Annotated in this window: 20 protein-coding genes; 14 read left to right on the top strand and 6 right to left on the bottom strand. The window is 38.7% G+C overall.

All coding sequences use genetic code 11. From position 1 onward, the window contains the following. Positions 1–15 precede the first annotated feature (15 nt). Entirely contained in the window at positions 16–279 is a 264-nt protein-coding gene (locus BM107_RS24450) for a hypothetical protein (RefSeq protein WP_134203629.1), read from the top strand. Between the two features lie 304 nt (positions 280–583). Here the strand turns inward: BM107_RS24450 and BM107_RS01570 are convergent, their stop codons facing one another. After that, positions 584–2,794: a B12-binding domain-containing radical SAM protein gene (locus tag BM107_RS01570; RefSeq protein WP_090979551.1), complete on the bottom strand. Its 2,211-nt coding sequence runs from the start codon at positions 2,792–2,794 to the stop codon at positions 584–586. Positions 2,795–3,000: 206 nt separating this feature from the next. On the opposite strand from BM107_RS01570, the gene BM107_RS01575 reads away from it, so the two are divergent. Beyond that, positions 3,001–3,717, top strand: a complete 717-nt coding sequence (locus BM107_RS01575; RefSeq protein ID WP_134203630.1) for a hypothetical protein — start codon at positions 3,001–3,003, stop codon at positions 3,715–3,717. Here the strand turns inward: BM107_RS01575 and BM107_RS01580 are convergent. From BM107_RS01580 to BM107_RS01590, 3 genes are all read right to left on the bottom strand, one after another. Next, on the bottom strand, positions 3,708–4,034 hold the full coding sequence (locus BM107_RS01580) for a DUF5615 family PIN-like protein (RefSeq protein WP_090979555.1): 327 nt from the start codon (positions 4,032–4,034) through the stop codon (positions 3,708–3,710). The genes BM107_RS01575 and BM107_RS01580 overlap by 10 nt on opposite strands. Further along, a complete protein-coding gene (locus BM107_RS01585; protein WP_090979557.1) occupies positions 4,018–4,260 on the bottom strand; it encodes a DUF433 domain-containing protein in 243 nt (80 codons plus the stop codon). Before BM107_RS01585 ends, BM107_RS01580 begins: the two co-directional genes overlap by 17 nt. 235 nt (positions 4,261–4,495) lie before the next feature. Then, complete coding sequence (locus BM107_RS01590; RefSeq protein ID WP_090979559.1) at positions 4,496–5,686, bottom strand: BaiN/RdsA family NAD(P)/FAD-dependent oxidoreductase; 1,191 nt, start codon at positions 5,684–5,686, stop codon at positions 4,496–4,498. Between the two features lie 54 nt (positions 5,687–5,740). On the opposite strand from BM107_RS01590, the gene BM107_RS01595 reads away from it, so the two are divergent. Next, complete coding sequence (locus BM107_RS01595; protein ID WP_090979562.1) at positions 5,741–6,880, top strand: 5-(carboxyamino)imidazole ribonucleotide synthase; 1,140 nt, start codon at positions 5,741–5,743, stop codon at positions 6,878–6,880. A gap of 69 nt (positions 6,881–6,949) precedes the next feature. Then, the gene (gene purE / locus BM107_RS01600) at positions 6,950–7,450 is read left to right on the top strand and encodes a 5-(carboxyamino)imidazole ribonucleotide mutase (RefSeq protein WP_090979564.1); all 501 of its coding nucleotides are present in this window, start codon (positions 6,950–6,952) and stop codon (positions 7,448–7,450) included. 68 nt (positions 7,451–7,518) lie between these two features. On the opposite strand, the gene BM107_RS01605 is transcribed toward purE, so the two are convergent. After that, positions 7,519–8,082: a YqgE/AlgH family protein gene (locus tag BM107_RS01605; RefSeq protein WP_090979976.1), complete on the bottom strand. Its 564-nt coding sequence runs from the start codon at positions 8,080–8,082 to the stop codon at positions 7,519–7,521. A gap of 46 nt (positions 8,083–8,128) precedes the next feature. On the opposite strand from BM107_RS01605, the gene pdxH reads away from it, so the two are divergent. The 4 genes from pdxH (at position 8,129) to BM107_RS01625 (ending at position 11,724) form a co-directional block, all read left to right on the top strand. Further along, the gene (gene pdxH / locus BM107_RS01610) at positions 8,129–8,779 is read left to right on the top strand and encodes a pyridoxamine 5'-phosphate oxidase (RefSeq protein WP_090979566.1); all 651 of its coding nucleotides are present in this window, start codon (positions 8,129–8,131) and stop codon (positions 8,777–8,779) included. Between the two features lie 89 nt (positions 8,780–8,868). Further along, complete coding sequence (locus tag BM107_RS01615; RefSeq protein ID WP_090979568.1) at positions 8,869–9,762, top strand: 3-hydroxyacyl-CoA dehydrogenase family protein; 894 nt, start codon at positions 8,869–8,871, stop codon at positions 9,760–9,762. Between the two features lie 31 nt (positions 9,763–9,793). Continuing rightward, the gene (ruvB, locus tag BM107_RS01620) at positions 9,794–10,816 is read left to right on the top strand and encodes a Holliday junction branch migration DNA helicase RuvB (protein WP_090979571.1); all 1,023 of its coding nucleotides are present in this window, start codon (positions 9,794–9,796) and stop codon (positions 10,814–10,816) included. 395 nt (positions 10,817–11,211) lie between these two features. Beyond that, entirely contained in the window at positions 11,212–11,724 is a 513-nt protein-coding gene (locus BM107_RS01625; RefSeq protein ID WP_090979573.1) for a hypothetical protein, read from the top strand. Positions 11,725–11,798: 74 nt separating this feature from the next. On the opposite strand, the gene alaS is transcribed toward BM107_RS01625, so the two are convergent. After that, on the bottom strand, positions 11,799–14,471 hold the full coding sequence (alaS, locus tag BM107_RS01630; RefSeq protein WP_090979575.1) for an alanine--tRNA ligase: 2,673 nt from the start codon (positions 14,469–14,471) through the stop codon (positions 11,799–11,801). 116 nt (positions 14,472–14,587) lie between these two features. Here alaS and BM107_RS01635 point away from each other — a divergent pair, with 116 nt between their 5' ends. The 6 genes from BM107_RS01635 (at position 14,588) to BM107_RS01660 (ending at position 23,110) form a co-directional block, all read left to right on the top strand. Further along, positions 14,588–14,923 (top strand): MerR family transcriptional regulator, encoded by a 336-nt coding sequence (locus tag BM107_RS01635; RefSeq protein WP_090979577.1) that lies wholly within the window; start codon positions 14,588–14,590, stop codon positions 14,921–14,923. Positions 14,924–15,306: 383 nt separating this feature from the next. Next, a complete protein-coding gene (locus BM107_RS01640) occupies positions 15,307–17,304 on the top strand; it encodes a helix-hairpin-helix domain-containing protein (RefSeq protein ID WP_090979579.1) in 1,998 nt (665 codons plus the stop codon). Between the two features lie 3 nt (positions 17,305–17,307). Next, the gene (locus BM107_RS01645) at positions 17,308–19,395 is read left to right on the top strand and encodes a ComEC/Rec2 family competence protein (protein WP_090979581.1); all 2,088 of its coding nucleotides are present in this window, start codon (positions 17,308–17,310) and stop codon (positions 19,393–19,395) included. Position 19,396: 1 nt separating this feature from the next. Further along, positions 19,397–20,173 (top strand): enoyl-CoA hydratase/isomerase family protein, encoded by a 777-nt coding sequence (locus BM107_RS01650; RefSeq protein WP_090979583.1) that lies wholly within the window; start codon positions 19,397–19,399, stop codon positions 20,171–20,173. A gap of 22 nt (positions 20,174–20,195) precedes the next feature. Then, positions 20,196–20,843 (top strand): DUF4412 domain-containing protein, encoded by a 648-nt coding sequence (locus BM107_RS01655; RefSeq protein ID WP_090979586.1) that lies wholly within the window; start codon positions 20,196–20,198, stop codon positions 20,841–20,843. A 98-nt stretch (positions 20,844–20,941) separates the two neighbouring features. Beyond that, entirely contained in the window at positions 20,942–23,110 is a 2,169-nt protein-coding gene (locus BM107_RS01660) for a S9 family peptidase (protein WP_090979588.1), read from the top strand. Positions 23,111–23,116: the final 6 nt, after the last annotated feature.

Here is a 23,116-nt window from a genome sequence, read left to right on the forward strand (position 1 = left end):
CTAATAAATACCGATATGAAACCGAACAAGCTCTATAGTATAGCGTCAATTATATTCTTAATCTTAAGCATAGCGGTATTCTCTTACAGCGGATATTACATTTTAGGCATTCAGACTGTAAACCTGTTTTTAGCACTAATTGCAATGGCCTATATCACCGCGTTTATATCGGTAATGAAAAACAGAAAATCGGTTATTTCGTGGTTGCTTTTAATCGTAAATTCAATCGTACTCATTTGCATCATTTACTTTTTGACGCACTTTAAAATGAAGATGTAGTAAGAATAATGTTTGCGCTCGTTTTTAACGGGTGCATGTCTCGAAATGAGAAATTCAATAATAGCAATAGAATTAAAGTTGGCGATGTCGTCATGCTCAGCTTGACTGGGCATCTTAATGCTTTGTATGGACTTATTTAGTTGCCGTTCTATCTCATTAAGATTCCCGTTTTCACGGGAATGTCGCCCTTTCAAAATATTATTCTGCCAAAATCTCCAAAATCATTTCTGATGACAGCCTCATTTTACGCTCGTTGGCAAACGAGCGTCAGCATTTAATGCTAAGAAGTTTACAATTAAACAATTTACAATACCAGTAAACCGTATGCTCTTAATGTATTGATTGGTTTAGAATACCAGAAAAGTTCAAAATTCTCCATTTCCTGTTCAAAATCTGCTTTAACTTCCTGAAAAGTATATACTTTTTCATTCCAGACCGAAATTTTATTCAAAATGGCAGTTAACCACTCGCCTTCCTTTTTATTCGTCTGAATGGCAAAAGTTTCCTTTTTACCATGAAAGGTAAGCGACGCCATTTCCCATGTATTTCCTTTTTTTGATTTCGTAAAATAATCAGCAAAGGGCTTTCCTCCTATCCATATTACTTTTGCAGTCGGTTTAGTGGTAAACTGATCACTGTCAATCAATGCCTTTTCGATAAAATTAGCAGGAATTTTTGTTCTCGGGATTTTAAAATCGAACCAATCCTGCAATTCGTAATCAAAACAGATACCATGCATAAAATTGAACAGCGATTTTTTTAGCCCATAACTGAATTTATCGTGATCGATCCCGGTTTTATCGGTATAACTGATGTCGTTATTGGCAAAAGTTCCGATAACTTCAGTATCTTTTACTACGCCGAATTTTTCAGGATACATCCCGACAGGGCTATGCGCCGTCATGGCAAACTGGTGCCAAAAGCCTGATTGTAATATTCCAGCTTCAAACAATTGCCGCACCATCTCTAAACTATCTATCGTTTCCTGTATGGTTTGCGTAGGATATCCGTACATCAGATAAGCATGGACCATAATCCCTGCTTCGGTAAAATTACGGGTAACCTTTGCTACCTGTTCTACTGTTACGCCTTTATCAATCAGTTTTAACAAACGATCAGAGGCGACCTCCAATCCTCCCGAAACCGCAATACAGCCTGAGGCCTTTAACAACAAACATAAATCCTGCGTAAAACTTTTCTCAAACCGGATATTCGTCCACCAGGTAACCGCTAATTTCCTTCTGATAATTTCCAAAGCGACTTCGCGCATTAATGCCGGTGGTGCCGCCTCGTCTACAAAATGAAACCCATTCTGTCCGGTTTTAGCATATAAATCCTCAATACGGTCAACAATTAACCTGGCTGCAACGGGTTCATAAACCTTAATGTAATCGAGTGAGATATCACAAAAAGTACATTTGCCCCAGTAACAGCCATGGGCCATGGTGAGCTTGTTCCAGCGTCCATCACTCCACATACGGTGCATCGGGTTCACAATTTCGATTACCGAGATGTATTGATCCAAAAGCAAACCTGTATAATCTGGCGTGCCTACATCAGCCTGTTTATAATCGTTCCTGAAAGCATCATTGCGATAAACAACTTCACCCTTTTCGAGCAAAAAAGTTCTTTTATAAAGGTGGGCTTCTGTTGGAATAGGGTGCGTAATATTATGATATAATAATTCGATAGGCAACTCGCCATCATCCAAAGTAATGTAATCGAAAAATTCAAAAACCCGAACATCTGATAACGATCTTAATTCGGTATTGGGAAAACCACCACCCATTGAAATTTTAATTTCGGGATGATTGGCCTTTATCCATTGTGCACAGCGAAAAGCACTGTATAGGTTGCCGGGAAAAGGAACAGAAATCAGGAATAGTTTAGGCTGAACTGTTTCAATTTTATCCTTTAAAACTGATATTAAGATCTGATCAATGTAAGTGGGTTCCTTTGATAACGCGTTATATAACTCGTCAAAAGAATTTGCGCTTCTGCCCAGCCGTTCAGCATAACGGCTAAAACCAAAATTTTCGTCGACGCATTCTACAATGTAATCAGATATGTCTTCCAGGTAAAGCGTGGCCAGATGTTTTGCTTTATCCTGCGTACCCATCGCCCCAAAAGCCCAATCTAATTCTTCCAACTGTAAAAAACGGAAAGCCTGTGGCAAAAAATCATCGCTGCAGATCTGTAAGGCCAATGTAGGGTTCTTGCCCTGTAAAAACGCAATTACGGCATCAATGGTTTTTAAATATTCATCCTGTAAAGCGAAGATTCGTTTGGCGTTGTCACTTATGTGTTTCTTATTATCTACATTACGTTCAGTGTGACGGAACAAATCTTGCAGTCCCTTTTTAGAAAACAGCTCTAGAATGACTTCAATTCCTAAATCGGCCTGTGTAGCACTGATATTTTTGGTGTTCAAAAAACCTTTTATATACGCCGTTGCCGGATATGGAGTATTCAGTTGGGTAAAAGGTGGCGTAATGGCAAAGATTTCGGTTTTCAAAAGGAATTGTTTTTCTGCAAAAGTACATGATTTCCGGAAGTTTATTGTTGTAATTTTAAGACTAGCGCGCTAGCGAATAATGAACTCCAATTAATTTCTCGCGTTTTTGTGATGGCGTAACCTACTAATTGCCTTTAAACTTAATAATAAACTAAAAGCCAGATTAACACGTTTTATAATTACATCAACACCTTTTTTCCACCTGGATGAAGATTTTTTGCCTTTACTTCCTGATGCTGTGCGTGCAAATCAGCTTTGCACAGAAAACATTTACATTCCCAAAAATTAAAATACAAGGAACTTCCATTGAACAGGTTACGCCTGTCAACTGGACAGCCATAAATCAGGCTCATGGCGATTTAAACAACGACGGTTCAGATGATTTAGCGGTAATCTTTGAATACAATAAGACAATCAACGAAACACGGGCATACGGCGATAACAATAGTTCGATTATAAAGGAAACACAGAAACCCAGGATACTGGCCATATTTTTCAAAGATCAGTCAACTGGAGCACTGACTTTATCTATACAAAACAACGATTTTATTTTACGTTCAGAAGAAGGTGGTAAATTAGGAGATCCTCTACAGCAAATTGCGGTCAAAGATCAACAACTTTACCTCCGTTTCCAGGGTGGTTCTGAGTGGCGCTGGGAATTAGGCTATACCTTTAAATTTGAAAATAGAGATTGGTTTTTAACCAGCGCGATTAACCTTTATTTTAATCAGAACACCGGAGACATGACCGAAAGAGTTTATGATTTTAGAACCCGGGAATTATTTACCACTGTTGGGAACCTGCACAGAAGAGATATTGCAAACCGGAAAACCAGCGAGGTTTTATATTTTTCACAGTTAAGGACTTTCAGGACATTTAAAAAGCCATGGGCATGGGAAATTATGCCGAATGTTTATTTGTAAGTAATAATATTAGAGCCAGCTTTTAGATTGGATTTTAGCAATGACAAAACCTGAGGAACAAGTTCTTTTAGCGTTAAATAGGTATTGTCTAATGCATTTAAAACAATGATCGGCAGTGTATACTTTGCGAAATTTTGCTGAAACTGCAAATTCTTATCGAACGTAATCAGTATATGAAAATCATTTGCGATCATTAGTTTTAGCAATTCACCATTCTTAACGCCATTCCACCCCATATCCCTAACGGTATAAATTTCATACTCGGGAAAATGTTCTTTTAATCTTTTAGGAAGATTTTCATCAAGAAGCAATCTCATATATTTTATCTATATGATCAGAAGTTAACAACTTATTTGCAACTTCTAACACACTAACCACTTGAATCTTAGACACACTTGGAAAGTCTTCTAAAAATTCATCAATGGTAATTCCCTTCTCTATATGAAAAAATAAGGTTTCAACAGGAACTCTCGTACCCGTAAAAACAGGCAAACCGCCTAAAACATCAGTATTGGCTGAAATGATATTTTTTAATGATTCCATAGTATATCAAATTTACTAAATTGTAATGGCATAATCTAATAACTTTTCCGTTTTCGCCAAAGGCACTGTTTTTTATTAAATAAAATTGATAGGATAGAAAACCCGGAGTGTAGTGAGGAATTACGGGAATAGCAGAGCTGCAATAACCAAGGTATCACGACGCTCATTTTCGAAAAAATATTGAGCACCCTTACAAACCTATCAGGTTTCAAAAACCTGATAGGTTTAATAACCGTTAAATATTCTGCGCAATTACAAAACCACTGGCCCAGGCCCATTGAAAGTTATAGCCGCCAAGCCAACCGGTTACATCCAAACACTCGCCACCGAAAAACAGGTTTGGGATTTTTTTGCATTCCAAAGTTTTAGAAGAAATTTCGTTCGTATCGATTCCGCCACGCATTACCTCAGCCTTATCATAACCTTTATCTCCTGCAGGCTTTACCTTAAAATGGTGGATGGTTTGTTCTATTAAATCAATTTCCCCTTTGGTTAGTGCAGCAACGGGTTTATTCAAAGGTAAAAACTTACCCAACGCATCCGTAAATTTCCTGGTATAAATCCGGTTTAGCAATGTAGACACTAAGGTTTTACCGTTTGTTTTTCTTTCTACATCTAATAAAGAAACTATATTTTGACGTGGCAGCAAATTTAAATTAACCGTCTCGCCTCTTCTCCAAAATGAAGAGATCTGCAAAATAGCCGGACCACTCAGTCCCCAGTGCGTAAAAAGAATATTCTCTTCAAATGATATTTCGTCGTTGCTCACTTCACAAAAAACGGCATTGCCCGAAAGTTGTGCAAACCACTCTTCGTCTTTTCCGGTAATGGTTAAAGGAACCAGGGCCGGTGCAGTTTCAACAATTTTTAAGTTGTGTTTTCTGGCAAAGCGTAAAGCAAAATCAGTAGCCCCCATTTTCGGGATCGGTAATCCACCGGTGGCAATGACCAGTTTCGCCGCACTTAGTGTAACCGTTTTACCATTCCTTTCATAATTAACCCTAAAGCCATCAGGTAAAATTTCAATTTCTTTTACATCAGCACTGCACCTGATTTCCTGTCCAAAGTCTTCACAAATAGCCGTAAAAACCTGTACCACATCTTTGGCATTTTTATGATCCGGGAATAATTGCCCTAAAGTTTTTTCTTTTCCATCAATGCCGTAAGTTTCAAAAAAGCTAATGGTATCGTCAACCGTCCACTGGGTAAAAGCAGATTTTACAAAGTGCGGGTTGGCCGATATAAATTGCTCTGCTGATGCGAATTGGTTGGTATAATTACAGCGGCCACCTCCTGAAATTAGAATTTTTGCGCCAGGTTTTTCATTTTTCTCCAGCACAATAACTCTCTTGCCCAGATAGCCTGCCTGCACTGCGCACATCAGTCCACACGCACCTGCCCCAATAATTATTGCATCAGCATTCATCTATAAAATTTATTATGGTTACTTTTGCACAAAAGTAGCATTATTTTCAAGCGCATGGCAAAACAGATTAGCGAATTAAAATTAGGTATTTTAGGTGGCGGGCAACTGGGCAGAATGCTCATTCAACAAGCCATAAACTATAATGTAACCACATTAGTTTTAGACCCGGATCCTGATGCTCCCTGTAAACACATTTCCAATTATTTCGAAAATGGCTCCATCACAGATTTTGACACCGTTTATAATTTTGGCAAGAAAGCTGACATCATCACCATTGAAATTGAAAAGGTAAATATTGATGCACTTGAGCAGCTCGAGAAGGAAGGCAAAAAAGTATTTCCGCAATCAAGGGTAATTCGTTTAATCCAGGATAAAGGAGTACAGAAACAGTTTTTCAAAGAGAACGATATCCCGACCTCTCCTTTTCAGATTGTAAATACAAAGGAAGATATGGAAAACTGCAATATTCCTTTTCCATATATATTAAAACTGCGCAAGGATGGTTACGACGGTAAAGGGGTGATGAAAATCAACGGTGCCGCCGATCTGGAAAAAGCTTTTGATGCACCCTGCATTGTTGAAAAACTGGTTGATTTTGAAAAAGAAGTAGCCGTAATTGTGGCACGTAACGCCAATGGCGATGTAAAGACATTCCCAATGGTGGAAATGGAATTTAATCCGGAAGCCAATCTGGTTGAGTTTCTCATCTCACCATCCACTTTTGCTGAAAGTTTACAACAAAAGGCCGAAAACATCGCTAAGAATATAGCTTCAGCAATGAATATTACCGGTATTTTAGCGGTGGAAATGTTTGTATGTAAAGACGGTGAGTTACTGGTGAATGAGGTTGCTCCCCGCCCGCATAATAGCGGTCATCAAACTATTGAAGGCAATTACGTTTCTCAGTTCGAACAACATTTACGCTCCATTTATAATTTGCCGCTTGGCGATACCAGCAGCATTACCAATGCCATTATGATCAATCTGCTTGGAGAAAAAGGTTTTGAAGGTGTGGCTCAATATGAAAACCTGGAAAAAGTACTCGCCATAGATGGTGTTTATGTTCACCTATACGGCAAAAAGTACACGAAACCTTTCCGCAAGATGGGCCATGTTACCATTGTTGATATCGACAGGGAAAAAGCGATTGAAAAAGCAAGGTTTGTACAAAAAACACTAAAGGTAATTGCTTAAGCCCCTACCTCGCCGAATTGGAGCAAAAAGCAGGATAAAGAAATAAATTTAGAAGAAATAAAAACAGATATGAGTCAAGGAAATTCAAATTCAGCATTAGTAGGGATTATTATGGGAAGCAAATCAGACCTGCCGGTGATGCAGGATGCTGCTGATGTACTAAAAGAATTTGGAATCAATTACGAAATTACGGTAGTTTCTGCACATAGAACACCAGAACGTATGTTCAATTATGCTAAAGAAGCTCAGGGCCGTGGCTTAAAGGTTATTATTGCAGGCGCTGGTGGCGCTGCCCATTTACCCGGAATGGTAGCTTCGATCACCACCTTGCCCGTAATCGGTGTCCCGGTAAAATCATCAAACTCTATTGATGGTTGGGATAGTATTTTATCTATCTTACAAATGCCTAACGGTATTCCGGTAGCCACAGTAGCTTTAAATGCAGCTAAAAATGCGGGCCTGCTGGCATCTCAGATTTTAGCTACCGCTGATGAATCTTTAACGGTTAAAATGCAGGCTTATAAAGATGAGTTGAGAAAAAAGGTGGAGGAAAGCGCTGATAGCATTTAGTTTGGAGTGACAAGTTGGGAGTTTGGAGCAACGGCATTCACTCAAAACTCTAAACACTAAACTCCAAACTAGTTCAAACTCGGATCTACCGGAAAATTACTGATATGCGCATACTTTGGTCCCAGGTTCACAATCACATCGCGCCAAAGTTTTTCGTCATCATTACTAAAAATCAGATCAGGGTTAAAGCTATCACTTACCATCCAGGCATTTTGCTGTATTTCACGATCAAGCTGACCATCATCCCAGCCCGAATATCCCATAAAAAATTTGACTTCGTCCTGCTGTATCGCATTGGTATTGATCAGGATCTTAAGTGTTTCAAAATTTCCACCCCAGTATAAACCGTTTCCGATTGGTTCGCCACTTTGTAACCTGTCATAACACCTGTGGATAAAATGTAAGGTATCTTCTGCAACAGGACCGCCGAAATAAATATAATTTTTGGCATCCCATAAATCGGGAATTACATCATTCAATACCAGATTGCCTACCTGATTAAGAATATAACCTACAGTGCCATCCTCGCCATGTTCTGTTAATAACACAACAGATCTTTTAAAATTGGGATCGGCCATAAAGGGTTCTGATATGAGCAAGCGACCGGTTTTTGGTTTTATATTGTTCAGCATGATGATAATCATTTGTTACACCGTAAAAGATGCCTATTTTTGTTAAATGCAAGTTACAAATGAATTTCTACAAAACCTGCGCCAAGATTACAAAAGCGCTTCACTAGATGAATCTGACGTTGATCCAGATCCGATTGTTCAGTTTCAAAACTGGTTTCAACACGCGGTTGATGCTCAGATATACGAACCTAATGTAATGACTTTGGCCACTGCAGATAAAGCTGGCAGGCCCGATGCCCGCATTGTTTTACTTAAAGGTGTTGATAAAGACGGCTTTCGGTTTTTCACCAATTACCTCAGTGCCAAAGGAAAAGAGCTAAAACGCAATCCTTATGCTGCATTAGTGTTTTTCTGGCCCGAATTGGAAAGACAGGTGAGAATTGAAGGTACCGTAGAAAAACTGGATAAAGAAACCTCGGAAGCCTATTTTAATACCAGACCGGTTGCCAGTCAGATTGGTGCGGTAGTTTCGCCGCAAAGCCAGATTATTCCAAACAGGGCATTTCTGGAAGAAAAAGTTGAAGAACTGAAAGCTAAAAGTACCGAAAAGGGCATTGTTAAACCGGCACATTGGGGCGGTTATATTGTAAAACCGACCAGAATAGAGTTTTGGCAAGGCCGAAGAAGTCGGTTGCACGATAGGATAAACTTTGAACTGGTAAAAGGAAGCTGGACAAAAACCAGGTTGGCACCATAACCTTTTTTATAAAATTAATATAGATTGGTTTTGCAACAAATCTTTTCTACCAAATCGTTTATTAGTAATTTCCGTTTAATCATTAAAGAATGAAACAAATCGCAGTTATCGGATCCGGAACTATGGGAAATGGCATTGCCCATACCTTTGCACAATTTAATTACAAGGTCAACCTGGTTGACATCAGCCAGTCTGCGTTGGATAAGGCCATGCAGACCATCACCAAGAACCTTGACAGACAGGTTGCCAAAGGAACCTTAACAAACGAGCAGAAATCAGCTTCATTGGATAATATCACTACTTATACCTCAATAAAAGATGGGGTTCAAAATTGCGATTTAATTGTTGAAGCCGCTACAGAAAACATTGACTTAAAGCTGAAGATCTTTAGGGATTTAGATGAATATGCGCCTGCACATGCCATTCTGGCTTCCAATACTTCGTCTATATCGATTACTCAAATTGCTGCCGTAACCGGCAGAGGTGATCAGGTAATCGGAATGCACTTTATGAATCCCGTGCCGGTGATGAAGTTAGTAGAAGTAATAAGAGGTTATGCCACAAGCGATGAAACAACCAGCACCATTATGCAGCTGTCTCAGCGTCTGGAAAAGGTTCCTGTGGAGGTAAATGATTATCCGGGCTTTGTGGCCAACCGAATTTTAATGCCCATGATTAACGAGGCAATCTATACGCTATACGAAGGTGTGGCGGGTGTCCACGAAATTGATACCGTAATGAAACTTGGAATGGCACACCCGATGGGCCCCTTGCAGTTAGCCGATTTTATTGGCCTTGATGTTTGCCTGGCGATATTAAAAGTATTAAACGATGGTTTCGGAAACCCGAAATATGCACCTTGCCCGTTACTGGTAAACATGGTGGCAGCGGGAAAAAAAGGGGCTAAAACCGGTGAAGGCTTTTATCAACACGTTTCAGGATCAAAAGATCTCATTGTTTCTGATAAATTTAAAAAATCCTAAATTTTTTAGCATTTAATTTTATATTTGCTGCATGAATGAGCATCTGGACCCTGAAGCAAGCCACTTAACCCCTACCGATCGCGATATTGAAAGGGTTTTAAGGCCGCAGGCATTTGAAGATTTTACAGGACAAGAAAAAGTGATGGAAAACCTGAAAATTTTTGTTCAGGCAGCTAAACTCCGTGGCGAAGCTTTAGACCATGTGCTTCTGCATGGTCCTCCGGGATTAGGTAAAACCACACTTTCTCATATCATCGCCAACGAAATGGCAACCGGGATCAAAGTAACATCAGGCCCTGTATTGGATAAACCCGGCGATTTGGCTGGCTTATTAACCGGGCTGGATGAAGGTGATATTCTTTTTATTGATGAAATCCACCGTTTATCCCCTTTGGTTGAAGAGTATCTATACTCAGCCATGGAAGATTTCAAAATCGATATCATGCTCGAAACTGGTCCTAATGCCCGTTCAGTACAGATATCACTTAATCCTTTTACATTAGTGGGTGCAACCACACGCTCCGGCTTGTTAACAGCACCGCTGAGAGCCCGTTTCGGAATTAATGCCCGTTTGGCTTACTATGACGCTAAATTACTCACGACAATTGTACTCCGCTCCTCCGAGATATTAAAAACACCCATCAGCGATGAAGGTGCCTATGAAATTGCCAGACGCAGCCGCGGTACGCCCCGTATAGCCAATGCCTTATTACGCAGAACCAGAGATTTTGCACAGATTAAAGGTAATGGAACTATCGACACCGAAATCGCCCGTTATGCATTAGACGCATTGAACGTAGATGAACATGGTCTGGATGAAATGGATAATAAGATTCTGGTTACAATTATTGATAAATTTAAAGGCGGTCCGGTGGGCTTAAAGACCATTGCCACTGCCGTTGGAGAAGATGAAGGTACTATTGAAGAGGTTTATGAACCATTTTTAATTCAGGAAGGCTATATCATGCGTACATCACGTGGACGAGAAGTTACCGAGGCTGCATACAAACATTTAAAGAAAAATTTTCCTGGACAAACCGGAAAGTTGTTTTAGGAAACGTTGGTTGCGTCAAAATTGCCAAATAAACTAACGTCCAACCGAATGAAAAAGTCTATTGACTGACCTCAAAACCTCACTGCTACGGTTGAGGTGCAGACCGTAAATAAAATTAACTGCCATTCCAGCGCAGGCTTGATCTTAAGGGCTTGGTACCACTCATTACCATTTCCATCAGACGTGTATTGAACGGAATAAATAGAAAGAAGCAATATCTTTTACAATAAACATCGCTTTATTCACTCAATTGGGCATGATAATTTACATTCGGTAAACACCGAGCTGTTTTAAAAAAAAACAAATTGAAGTTCCTTTTTTATATATCTGTTACAATAGAAGTTTTGGCACAGCGTTTGAATTATTTGAACCACACACAAATAAATTGGATTATTATGAAAAAGTTATTCATCATCTCCGCGATTTTAGGTATCGTGGCGTTAACTTCTAATCAATCTAACGCTCAGGTAAATATTAATGTGAACATTGGTCCTCAACCAACTTGGATTCCTGCTGGTTACCAAAACGTTAATTATTATTATCTTCCAGAAGTTCAATCTTACTATTATGTCCCTCAAAGGCAGTTTGTTTATTTGAATGGCAACCGTTGGATCAGATCAAGGTATTTACCTGCCAGGTATAGAGGTTATGATCTGCATCACGGACGAAAAATTGTAATGCGCGGAAATAGTCCATACCGTGATTACCACAAACATAGGGTAACTTATGTAAGTCGAAATAACTATTACCGCTCATCTTATGGCGGCGGTGTCGACAGGATTAGAAACCGCGCACCAAAGCATCATTATAAACCACATCACCTTGACAATAGGCACCATGATAAAAGGGTAAATACAAGTTTATTCTCCAGAGGTTACCGAGAGAAACATGGTCATGGCAGACATTAAAATAAAAAAGAGGCTTAAAGCCTCTTTTTTATTGAGAAAGCAAGCTGACGTGAATCAGTGCAGCTTTTTTCATTCTATTGATGTGGAATAAAACTTTCTGCTTTTTCCAGAACAACCTTTAAACCTGCCGGATTTTTACCTCCTGCTGTAGCATAAAACGGCTGTCCACCGCCACCACCCTGGATTTCTTTACCCAGTTCCCGAACGATATTTGAAGCATTTAATCCTTGTTTCACCAGCTGATCAGCCAGCATCACTGTTATTCCTGGTTTGCCATCAATTTCTGTCGTGAAAACCAGGAAAAGATTATCAACCATATCTCTTAAAGAGAAAGCCAGGTTTTTAACGGCCTCAGCACTTTGTAGATCAATGTGTTTAGTAATCAAGTTAACACCATTTATACCTCTTACATGATGTACAATATCTTGTTTCAACGTATTTACACGTTCTATCGTCGATTTTTCGATTTCCTTTTTCAGTTTTGCATTTTCATCAATCAACGCCTGCACAGCTGCAGATAAATCTTTGCTCCCGTTTAGTAAAGCTTTTAAATGACCCAGTTCTTTTCTTTGATCCAGGAAATACTGTTCAGCTTTATCAGCGGTTATGGCTTCGATCCGGCGAACCCCGGCTGCAACAGCGCTTTCTGAAACAATTTTGAACGAGCCGATCTGTCCGGTCGCTTTTACGTGCGTACCGCCACAAAGCTCTTTGGAAAAATGATCGTCAAAAGTGATCATGCGGACAAAATCGCCATACTTTTCGCCAAATAAAGCCGTAACACCACTTTCAATGGCATCCTGATAAGGAACATTACGTTGTTCTTTTAACTTAATGTTTTGCCTGATTTTCTGATTTACAATTACTTCAATCTGTGCTAATTCCTCATCAGTCACTTTAGCAAAGTGAGAAAAATCAAAACGCAGGTAATCTGCATTCACCAACGAACCTTTCTGGTTGACATGTTTGCCCAGCACCTGTTTTAAAGCGGCGTGTAACAAGTGCGTAGCCGAGTGGTTATCTTCAGTTAAGATCCGTTTATCTTCATCTACAACTGCCCAGAACTTTCCTTCCAGATTATCGGGCAATATATCGGTAAAATGAACGGTCAGACCGTTTTCTTTTTTTGTATCGGTGATGTCGACCCAAAACTGGCGGCTATGGTCTTCTAAACGTCCGGTATCGCCTACCTGACCACCACTTTCGGCATAAAATGGCGTTTGGCGCAATACAATCTGATACTGTTCTTTCCCTTTAGCTTTTACTTTACGATATTTTAAGATCTCGGTTTCAATTTCCAAATCATCATATCCCACAAACTCACTTTGATCATCAGCATTTACGATAATCCAGTCACCCATATCAATGGCGGTTGCGGCACGGGAACGATTTTTTTGTTCCTGTAAATGCTTATTAAATTCTTCAATATCGACCCCTAATAATTTTTTTTCTTTTACTATTAGTTCAGTTAAATCAATTGGGAATCCGTAGGTGTCGTATAATTCAAATGCAAAATAGCCAGATAATTTAATTTTAAAATTTCCACTTTCATCTAAAGAGTCTTTCTCAATTTCATTGGCAATTTGACCCAAAATATATTTATCCAACTTTTCAATCCCGGTTGATAAAGTCCTCAAGAAAGAAACCTCTTCTTCCAAGACCACTTTTTGTACAAAATCCTGCTGCGAAATCAGTTCATCAAACACCCCTTTAAACTGCTCTGCCAATAGCGGCACCAATTGATTTAAAAATGGTTCTTTAAAGTTTAAAAAGGTATAGGCATAACGTACAGCCCTGCGTAAAATCCTGCGGATGACGTAACCGGCTTTATTGTTAGAAGGCAACTGACCATCGGCAATCACAAAGGAAATGGCACGGATGTGATCGGCCATGACGCGCATGGCAATATCGGTTTTCTCGTCGGCACCGTATTTAATACCCGATTTTTCTGCAATGAATTGAATCATCGGTTGGAAAACATCGGTATCATAGTTGGAGGTTTTTTCCTGTAAAACGCGCACCAAACGTTCAAAGCCCATCCCGGTATCAACATGTTTGGCTGGCAAGCTCTGCAATGAACCATTTTTTAAGCGGTTAAACTGCATAAATACATTGTTCCAGATTTCGATTACCTGCGGGTGATCTGCATTGACCAGCGTAGCCCCATCAACCAAAGCCCTTTCTTCATCCGTACGGCAGTCTACATGGATTTCGGAACATGGTCCGCACGGCCCTGTATCGCCCATTTCCCAAAAGTTATCTTTTTTGTTTCCAGGTAAAATATGGCTTTCGTCTACATATTGTTTCCATAAATCGTAGGCTTCCTGATCTTTCTCCAGCCCTTCTTTTTCATCGCCTTCGAAATAAGTAACATATAATTTATCCTTAGGGATTTTATAAACCTCCGTCAACAATTCCCAACTCCAGGCAATCGCCTCCTTTTTGAAATAATCGCCAAAGCTCCAGTTGCCCAACATTTCGAACATGGTATGGTGATAGGTATCAATACCAACCTCTTCCAGATCGTTATGTTTACCCGAAACACGTAAACAGCGTTGTGTATCTGCAACCCGAGAATATTTTATAGCGGCTTCCCCTAAAAAAAGATCTTTAAACTGGTTCATACCGGCGTTGGTAAACATTAAAGTGGGATCGTTTTTAACCACTATCGGTGCCGAAGGAACAACATGATGTTGTTTCGATTCAAAAAAACTAAGGAATGCCTGTCTAATCTCTTTTGCTGTCATTTCAATATTATTGGAGGGAACAAAATTAAAATTTTATTGCGTTAATAAGGAAAAATCAAGCTACATTTGAATACTTTAATTAAATGATATAAAACGCTCATAATCAACAATAAAATATGCCTTATAAAGAAAGAGACATTAATAAAATGTATTATACCATGGGCGAGGTGACTGAAATGTTTAATGTCAACGCATCGCAGATCCGTTTTTACGAAAAGGAATTCGACATCCTCCAGCCCAAAAAAAACAAAAAAGGCAACCGCCTTTTTACGCCTGAAGACATTGAAAATCTAAAAATCATTTTCAACCTCGTTGATGAAAAAGGTTTTACCTTAAAAGGTGCTAAAGAATATCTGAAGAATAATAAAACGGGTGTGAAAGAGAATCAAAAAATTATTGATTCATTGGAAAAACTGAAAAGTTTTCTGGTCAATCTGGCACAAGAACTTTAATTGTCCTGTTAAGTTACCTAAACCGTATATATTTCCACATTAAGTCAACTATTTAAAATACATTTTTGTAGTTTTTAATGATTTCCATATATTAGAACTACCAATACAAAATCACCCTAATTTTTTATTAACCAGCTTAAACCCTGCTTATGAAAATTTTGTGTGTAGTATTGCTCGCTTTTTTATCCTATTCATTATTTCCAAAAAAGCATTTTGGTATCGGTTCCCCTGTATTAACAGGTAATCTGCTTCGACTGACAAGTCTTTTAAGGAACACGCTTATTCTCATCCTGCATTTGATAAGGTCATGGTTTACTGCCCTTTATCATCGATTGTTAATTGTAAGTAGTTGTGCTTTTAGGTTTTTAACTGCCGCTTTAATAATGATCGGCTTTATGGCAAATGCGCAAACCAATACACAGGAGGAAGATATACGTGATATTTTGGAAAGCGTGGCCGAAAACCTTCCCGATGATTACGATATGACCGAGTTGGTTGATGTATTGGAAAGGTATCGTAAACACCCAATTAACCTGAACAAAACATCGGTTGATGAGCTAAATACTCTGGTATTTTTATCTCCGCTGCAGATTGCTAATTTCTTTACCCATATCAAGGAAAACGGCCCGCTTGCCGATGTGCTGGAATTACAGAGTATCCCTGGCTTTGATGTTAAAACGGTTCAAACCCTGCTCCCATTTATAACCTTAACCGACATGACTGATTATCAGCATCTCGGTTTTAAAAACCTTATTCATGCAGGTGAGAATGACATCATGATGCGGCTGGCGCGAACCCTGCAAAAACAAAAAGGCTACACCGATTTACCCGGAAACCGGTATTTAGGTTCACCAGAAAAATTTCAGATGCGATATCGGTATCAATACAGCTCAATTCTATCAGCAGCCTTCACCTTGGATAAAGATGCGGGAGAAAAATTTATTGGCAAACCTTTCGATTTTTATTCAGGTAACATCGCGCTATTCAAATTGGGCAAATTAAAAAAATTGGTGATTGGCGATTATACGCAGCAGTTTGGGCAGGGCCTAACCTTATGGTCGGGTTTTTCTTTTGGCAAAGGACCTGATGTCACCAGCGTAGCTAAAAAAGATTTGGGTTTAAGACCTTACAATTCTACCAACGAATACTCCTTTTTTAGAGGTGTGGCTGCAACCCTTAACTTATTTAAAAATGTAGATGTAACCCCATTTATTTCTTTCCGCAAGCTGGATGCGAGTCAAAAGTTAGATGCCGATGGAAATTTAGTTCAGTCAACGATCAATCAAACCGGTTTGCACAGGACACCTACAGAGCTTAAAAATAAAGGTGTTTTGGCACAGACCGTATTTGGCACCACCATTCAATATGCTAAAAACGACCTTGCCATTGGTGCAATTGCCTATCATACCCATTTTAAGAGTGGTTTTATCACACAGACTGCAGCTTATGACCGGTATAGTTTTACAGGAAAATCTTTAACCAATCTGGGTTTATTTTATAATTATACCTATAAAAACATGTACCTATATGGGGAGGGCGCCAAAGGTTTAGGTGGTGGCTTTGCTTATATCAATGGTGTATTGGTGAGTTTATCATCGACAGTTTCTGCGGCTTTAACCTATTGCAATTATGCCAAAGATTATCATAGTTTCTTTAATCAGGCAGTATCCGAATCGAGTGAGGCGGTAAATGAAAGGGGCTTATATGCAGGATTAAATATCAACCCAAATAAACGTTGGGCATTCTCTTTTTATGGAGATTTATTCCGGTTTCCCTGGTTAAAATACCGTGTGGATGAGCCTTCGAAAGGCTATGAAGTTTTAGCGCAAGCCATTTATATGCCCAGCAAAGCTTTTAAAATTTTGGTCCGGTACAAATCAGAAAAAAAGCAACAGAACACCGATCTGAATGTACCGGTAAAGTTTTTAGACGACGTAAAAAGAGATGGCTACCGTACAGAGACAAATTGGCAACTGAATAAGAACTGGCAATTTCAAAACCGCGTGGAGATTTCCCAATATAAGAAAGGAAGTGCCAAAAGGGAATTTGGATACCTCATTTATCAGGATGTAGACTATTCGCCAATGTTTGCCAGGTTAAGTGGAAATGTACGGTTTGCATATTTTAATACGCCGAGTTATAATAGTAGAATTTACGCTTACGAAGATGATGTGTTATACAGTTTTGCCTTTGGAATGTATAATGGAAAAGGGTTTAGAACCTATCTGAACCTGAGATATAATGTGATCAAAAAGCTCAACGTGTGGTTTCGATATGGGCTGTTTATTTATCAGGACGTAAAAACGGTAGGTACCTATCTGGACGAGATTAAGGGTAATAAAAAATCGGAGGTTAAAATTCAGGTACGCTATCAATTTTAACCGATGTTTAAAACGGAATATATTTTTGCCAGAATCCTCTTGCCTTTTATTCTGGGTATCTGTATTTTTTATTATTTCCCGGCATTGACATCTGTTAAATGCCTGATCATAATTGTATTCACTATTTTAACAGGACTATTATTCTTAAATGTTGTGTATAAAAAATACAACGTATACCGTTATAAAGGCACCGTTGGTTTTTTAATTTACATTTTTTTCTTCAGCCTTGGTGGCTTATTTTGCCTGCTCAAAAATGAAAGGTTAAAACAAAACTACTTTGCAAACACCGGGTGCAATCATTTTAAAGTTTGGGTAAATAGCGAACCTCAACGGAATCATGATATTGTACGCTTAAAGGTTGAAATACTATCCGGGTATCTGAAAGATAAGCAGATCAAGGCATCAGGCCAATTGTTGCTGAACGTCAAATTAGATAGCCTGAAACCCCTCAGGATAAAATATGGCGATGAAATGATGATCTCAGTTAGATACACCGAAATAGAACCTCCATACAACCCTGCAGAATTTGACTTTAAAGCTTGGCTGGCCAGTCAGCAAATTTATCATCAGGCATTTATAGATCAGGATCACATGATTAGCACCAAAAACAACGTTGGCAATCCGATCAAAAAAATAGCCTTAAGCTTAAGGGAAAGGCAAGTTGCAAAATATAGAAGTTTGATTAAAAGTGATGAGGCTTTTGCCGTGGCCTCTACCCTTATTTTAGGATACCGTGCTGATTTAAGTAAAGAAACGTTGTCGGCTTACTCCAAAACAGGAACCATTCATGCTTTATCTGTTTCAGGGGCGCATGTAGCCATCATCTATGTCATTTTGGATTTTATGTTTTTCTTTTTGAATAATAACCGGACGTTACGAATAGTGAAACTGATATTCATCTGCACCTTGATCTGGGGATATGCCTTGATGACCGGTTTATCGCCCTCTGTCGTCCGTTCAGCCATCATGATCAGTATTTTAATCGCGGCCAAAGTTTTATCGAAGAAAACCAATAGTTATAATGTATTGGCCTTTTCGGCATTTTGTCAACTCGTTTACAATCCATTTTTAATCTGGGATGTGGGCTTTCAACTTTCCTATCTCGCCGTATTTGGCCTGATTTATCTTCAGCCAAAAATATACAAGCTTATCTACACTGATAGTGGTTGGTTGGATAAAATATGGAGTCTGACATCTATGTCTCTTGCTGCGCAAATAGTCACATTTCCATTGAGTATCTATTATTTTCATCAATTCCCCCTTTATTTTTTATTTGCTAATCTTTTCATAACCATTCCGTTAATATTAATGATGTATTTAGGGATTGCTGTATTAATCCCATCGTTCGGATTTCTGGCTCCCGTATTCGAATGGATTATAAATTTTACAAATGCAGTGCTAAACTGGATCGCCAATTTGCCATACGCCAGCTTTTCATCCATATGGATTGATCTGCCAGAATTTATGTTATTGAGTTGCTCGCTGGGCATGTTCATTTATGCATTGACAAAACTTAACAAGCGATTTTTATTTGGCTCTTTATTCTTATTTGTCTGTTATCAACTTTTGATTTTGCGCGATGACCTGATGGTTTTTCAGCAGCGGAAAATTATTTTCTTTTCGTTGAGAAAAAATTATGCGGCCGCCTTTATTGATGGAAAGGAAGCGGTTTTGGTTTCCGATTTAAATCGTGAAGATAAAAACTATACCTTTTCGGTTGAACCTGCATTATCTCAGCTGCAGGTAGATAACATACATTTTATAAGTTTAAAAAAAGACACTGTTTTAAAGCGCTTCGTATCAAACAACAATCAGATTGCCTTTTTTCAATATAAAATGCTCTTGGTTGGTGAAGATTTGAATGATAAAGAGATCAATGGAAATGCCAGCTTTTCTGGCATCTGGGTAAGTGGAAATACAAAATTTAATTTAGCAAAAATACACCGAGATATTAAATATAAAACGGCAATAATAGATGCGACCAATAGAGATTATAAAATTCGGATCTTTAAAAAAGAATTCGAGAATAATAATATAGATGTATATGTTTTAAAGAAAAATAAAGCATATTTGGTGCAACTAAGCCAATAACATGGAAAATCTGGTTTTATATCAGGTTGCTGAAAGGATAGCAACAATAACAATCAACAGGCCCGAAAAGAGAAATGCGCTAAACCCACAACTTGTTGCCGAGTTAACTGCAGCATTTATAAGGGCATCAGAAGATGATCTGGTGAAAGTGGTCATATTAAATGCAAATGGCGATGCGTTCAGCGCAGGTGCAGACTTGACTTATCTTCAACAATTACAATATAATACATTTGAAGAAAACGTAGCCGATTCCAATCATTTAAAGAAACTCTTCACAACGATTTATTATCTGCCAAAGGTTGTGATTGCTCAGGTAGAGGGACATGCTATTGCCGGTGGCTGTGGTTTGGCAACCGTTTGCGATATTATTTTTGCAACCCCTGAAAGTAATTTTGGCTATACCGAAGTAAAAATCGGCTTTGTTCCGGCTATAGTTTCCTGTTTTTTAAAACAGAAGGTAAGCGAATCCATCGCCAAAGAAATTTTACTAACCGGCAAAACTTTCTCTGCGGAGCAGGCATTAAAATATAATTTGATCAATTTTGTAACAAATTCATCCGATATCCATCAAAAAACACGAGAATTTGCATTAAGTTTGTGTACAGGAAGTTCGGGCAATTCGCTGATGATAACCAAACAGCTGATTACCCAAACGGTTAATCTGCATTTAGAAAAGAGTTTGGAAACCGCAGTACAGATTAATGCGAGGGTAAGAGAAAGTGAGGATTTTAAAAAAGGGATCTCGTCATTTTTAAATAAAGAGAAAATTAATTGGTAAATAACTTAACAACAATAAAAACATGTTCAAATCAATCAAAACCAGCATTGTAGCTTTAATCTTGGTGAGTACAGCTATAATTGCCCATGCACAAAAGAAAGTTGCTGAAGGTACTTTAGTATTTGCTGTAACGGCAAATGGTACCACAACTGAAGTTAAAACTAAATTTAATGGCAACTTAACTAAAATCGAAATTGAAAATGGCCCCGCCCTGGTAAATATCATTTCGAATACAGCGGATAAAACCGGATTATTATTGATTGATGTTCCGGTAGCTCAAAAACAGTTTGCAGTAAAGGTGAGCAAAGCAGAAACAGAAGCACAGGAAGCTTTAATGCCAAAATATTCTGATTATAAAGCAACTGGCGAAAAACAGACCATTGCCGGATTTAATGCAGAAAAGTATACCTACAAAGATGACAAAGGCGGAGCGCATGAATTATGGGCAACAAAAGATGTTGATATTGCTGCAATTACAAGTGGAGGCCTATTTAAAGGCTTGGGTGCACTTCCTGTAAAATATTCTGCATTAATTAACGGTGTAAATTCTGACCTGGTTTTAAAATCTCTTTCTGAAGCCAAAGTTGGTGCCATTAATACTGAAGTGCCTGCCGGTTATGAAGTAGTAACTATGGAAGATTTGAAAGCCATGCAAGGTGGTGGTGAATAATTAACCAATTCAAGGTAATTTACAGCTTTTTAACTGCAGGCTTTTTATTTAAATTAGCCCGAAAGTTAAAAAGCTTTTTTTATGTCCAAAAATTATATATGATTAAAAAATTATTATTCAGATTATCAGTTGCTTGTATAGCATTTTGTTCGCTTATTGATGCAAAAGCTCAAAATATCAACTGGGCAAAAGACGGTAATTCCTACTATCAGATTGCAAATGGAGAAATTATTTCGGTTGCCCTCCCTAAAGGTGATAGAAAAACAGTCATATCCAGGGCACTGTTAACACCTGCCGGAAAAGCTAATGCCATTCCGGTAAGGAGTTTTCAACTGTCTGACGATGGTACAAAAGCATTAATCTACACCAACAGTAAAAAAGTTTGGCGTTACGATACCCGTGGTGATTATTGGCTGGCTGATTTAACCGCGAATAAGATTACCCAGATTGGAAAAGACAAACCAGCCTCATCATTAATGTTTGCTAAATTATCGCCTGATGGCAGCAAAGTAGCCTATGTAAGCAAACATAACCTATATGTAGAAAATGTTGATGGTACCGGGGCCAAAGCTTTAACAACTGATGGTACAGAACGCATGATTAATGGTACTTTCGATTGGGTTTATGAAGAAGAATTTGATTGCCGGGATGGCTTTAGATGGAGTCCGGATGGTAAATCTATCGCATATTGGCAGCTGGATGCAACCAAGATCAAAAATTTCTTAATGATCAATAATACTGATTCTATTTATCCATTTACTATTCCTGTAGAATATCCAAAGGTGGGTCAAAACCCATCTGCCTGCAAAGTTGGCGTAGTTGATATTGCAACAGCCAAAACCAACTGGCTAGATGTTCCTGGTGATAATATTCAGCACTATATTCCACGCATGCAGTGGGTACCCAACAGTAACAATATTATTTTACAGCAGCTGAACCGTGAGCAGAATGAAAGTATCGTATTTATCTGTAATGCAGCTACAGGATCGGCAAAAGCTGTTTATACCGAGAAAGCCAAAGCCTGGATTGATGCACAGGATGAATGGAAATGGTTAAACGATAACAAAGAGTTTACCATTTTATCGGATAAAGATGGCTGGAACCACCTGTACAGGATTAGTTTGGATGGGAAGAAAGAAACATTGGTTACAAAAGGTAATTATGATGTAATTGATGTAAAACTGATTGATGTAAAAAATAACCAGGTTTATTTCCTGGCCTCGCCAACAAATGCAACCCAGAAATATCTCTTTAAAACCAAATTGGATGGAAAAGGTAAGCTGGAGCAGGTTACACCATCTGTTTTACCCGGTACCCACAATTACGACATTTCACCTAATGCGGCTTTTGCCCGCCATTCTTATAACAGTTCGGTTGTTAGATTCATTACAGAATGGATGAACTTTACTACCGGAAATCCATTTACAATGGATGGAAGCATTACTTCGCAACTGGCGAAACAATCAGTATCGAAAAACAAGGTTGAGTTTTTTAAAGTAACGACCGAAGATGGAATTGAAATGGATGGGTGGATGAAAAAGCCGGATAATTTTAATCCAGATAAAAAGTATCCCGTTTTATTTTATGTATATGGTGAGCCTGCAGGTGCAACAGCGCTGGATGTTGACGGTGCCGGCACAAATCATTTATATGACGGCGATATGGCTAAAGATGGTTATATCTATATTTCAATGGATAATAGAGGTGCACCTGTTCCGAAAGGGAGCGCCTGGCGTAAAAGCATCTATAAAAATATTGGTGTAATTAATATCCGCGATCAGGCAATGGCCGCTAAAAAATTATTGGCTACCCATGCGTATATGGATAAAGACCGTGTAGCGGTTTGGGGATGGAGCGGAGGCGGCTCTTCTACATTAAACCTGATGTTCCAATATCCTGAAATTTATAAAACAGGTATTGCTATTGCGGCGGTTGGTAATCAGTTAACCTATGATAATGTTTATCAGGAACGTTATATGGGTACACCTTTTCCGAGCAAAGAGGCATACATTAAAGGTTCGCCAATTACACATGCTAAAAACCTAAAAGGCAATTTGTTGTATATCCATGGCACGGGCGACGATAATGTGCATTATCAAAATGCCGAAATGCTGATTAATGAGTTAATTAAAAACGGAAAGGTTTTTCAACTGATGAGTTATCCAAACCGTACTCACAGCATTTCTGAAGGTGAAGGTACCAGCAAACACTTATCTTTAACCTACACTAAGTTTTTAAAAGAAAATTGCCCTCCGGGAGCAAGATAGAAATTT

The organism is Pedobacter suwonensis, assembly GCF_900111825.1.
Lineage (GTDB): Bacteria > Bacteroidota > Bacteroidia > Sphingobacteriales > Sphingobacteriaceae > Pedobacter > Pedobacter suwonensis.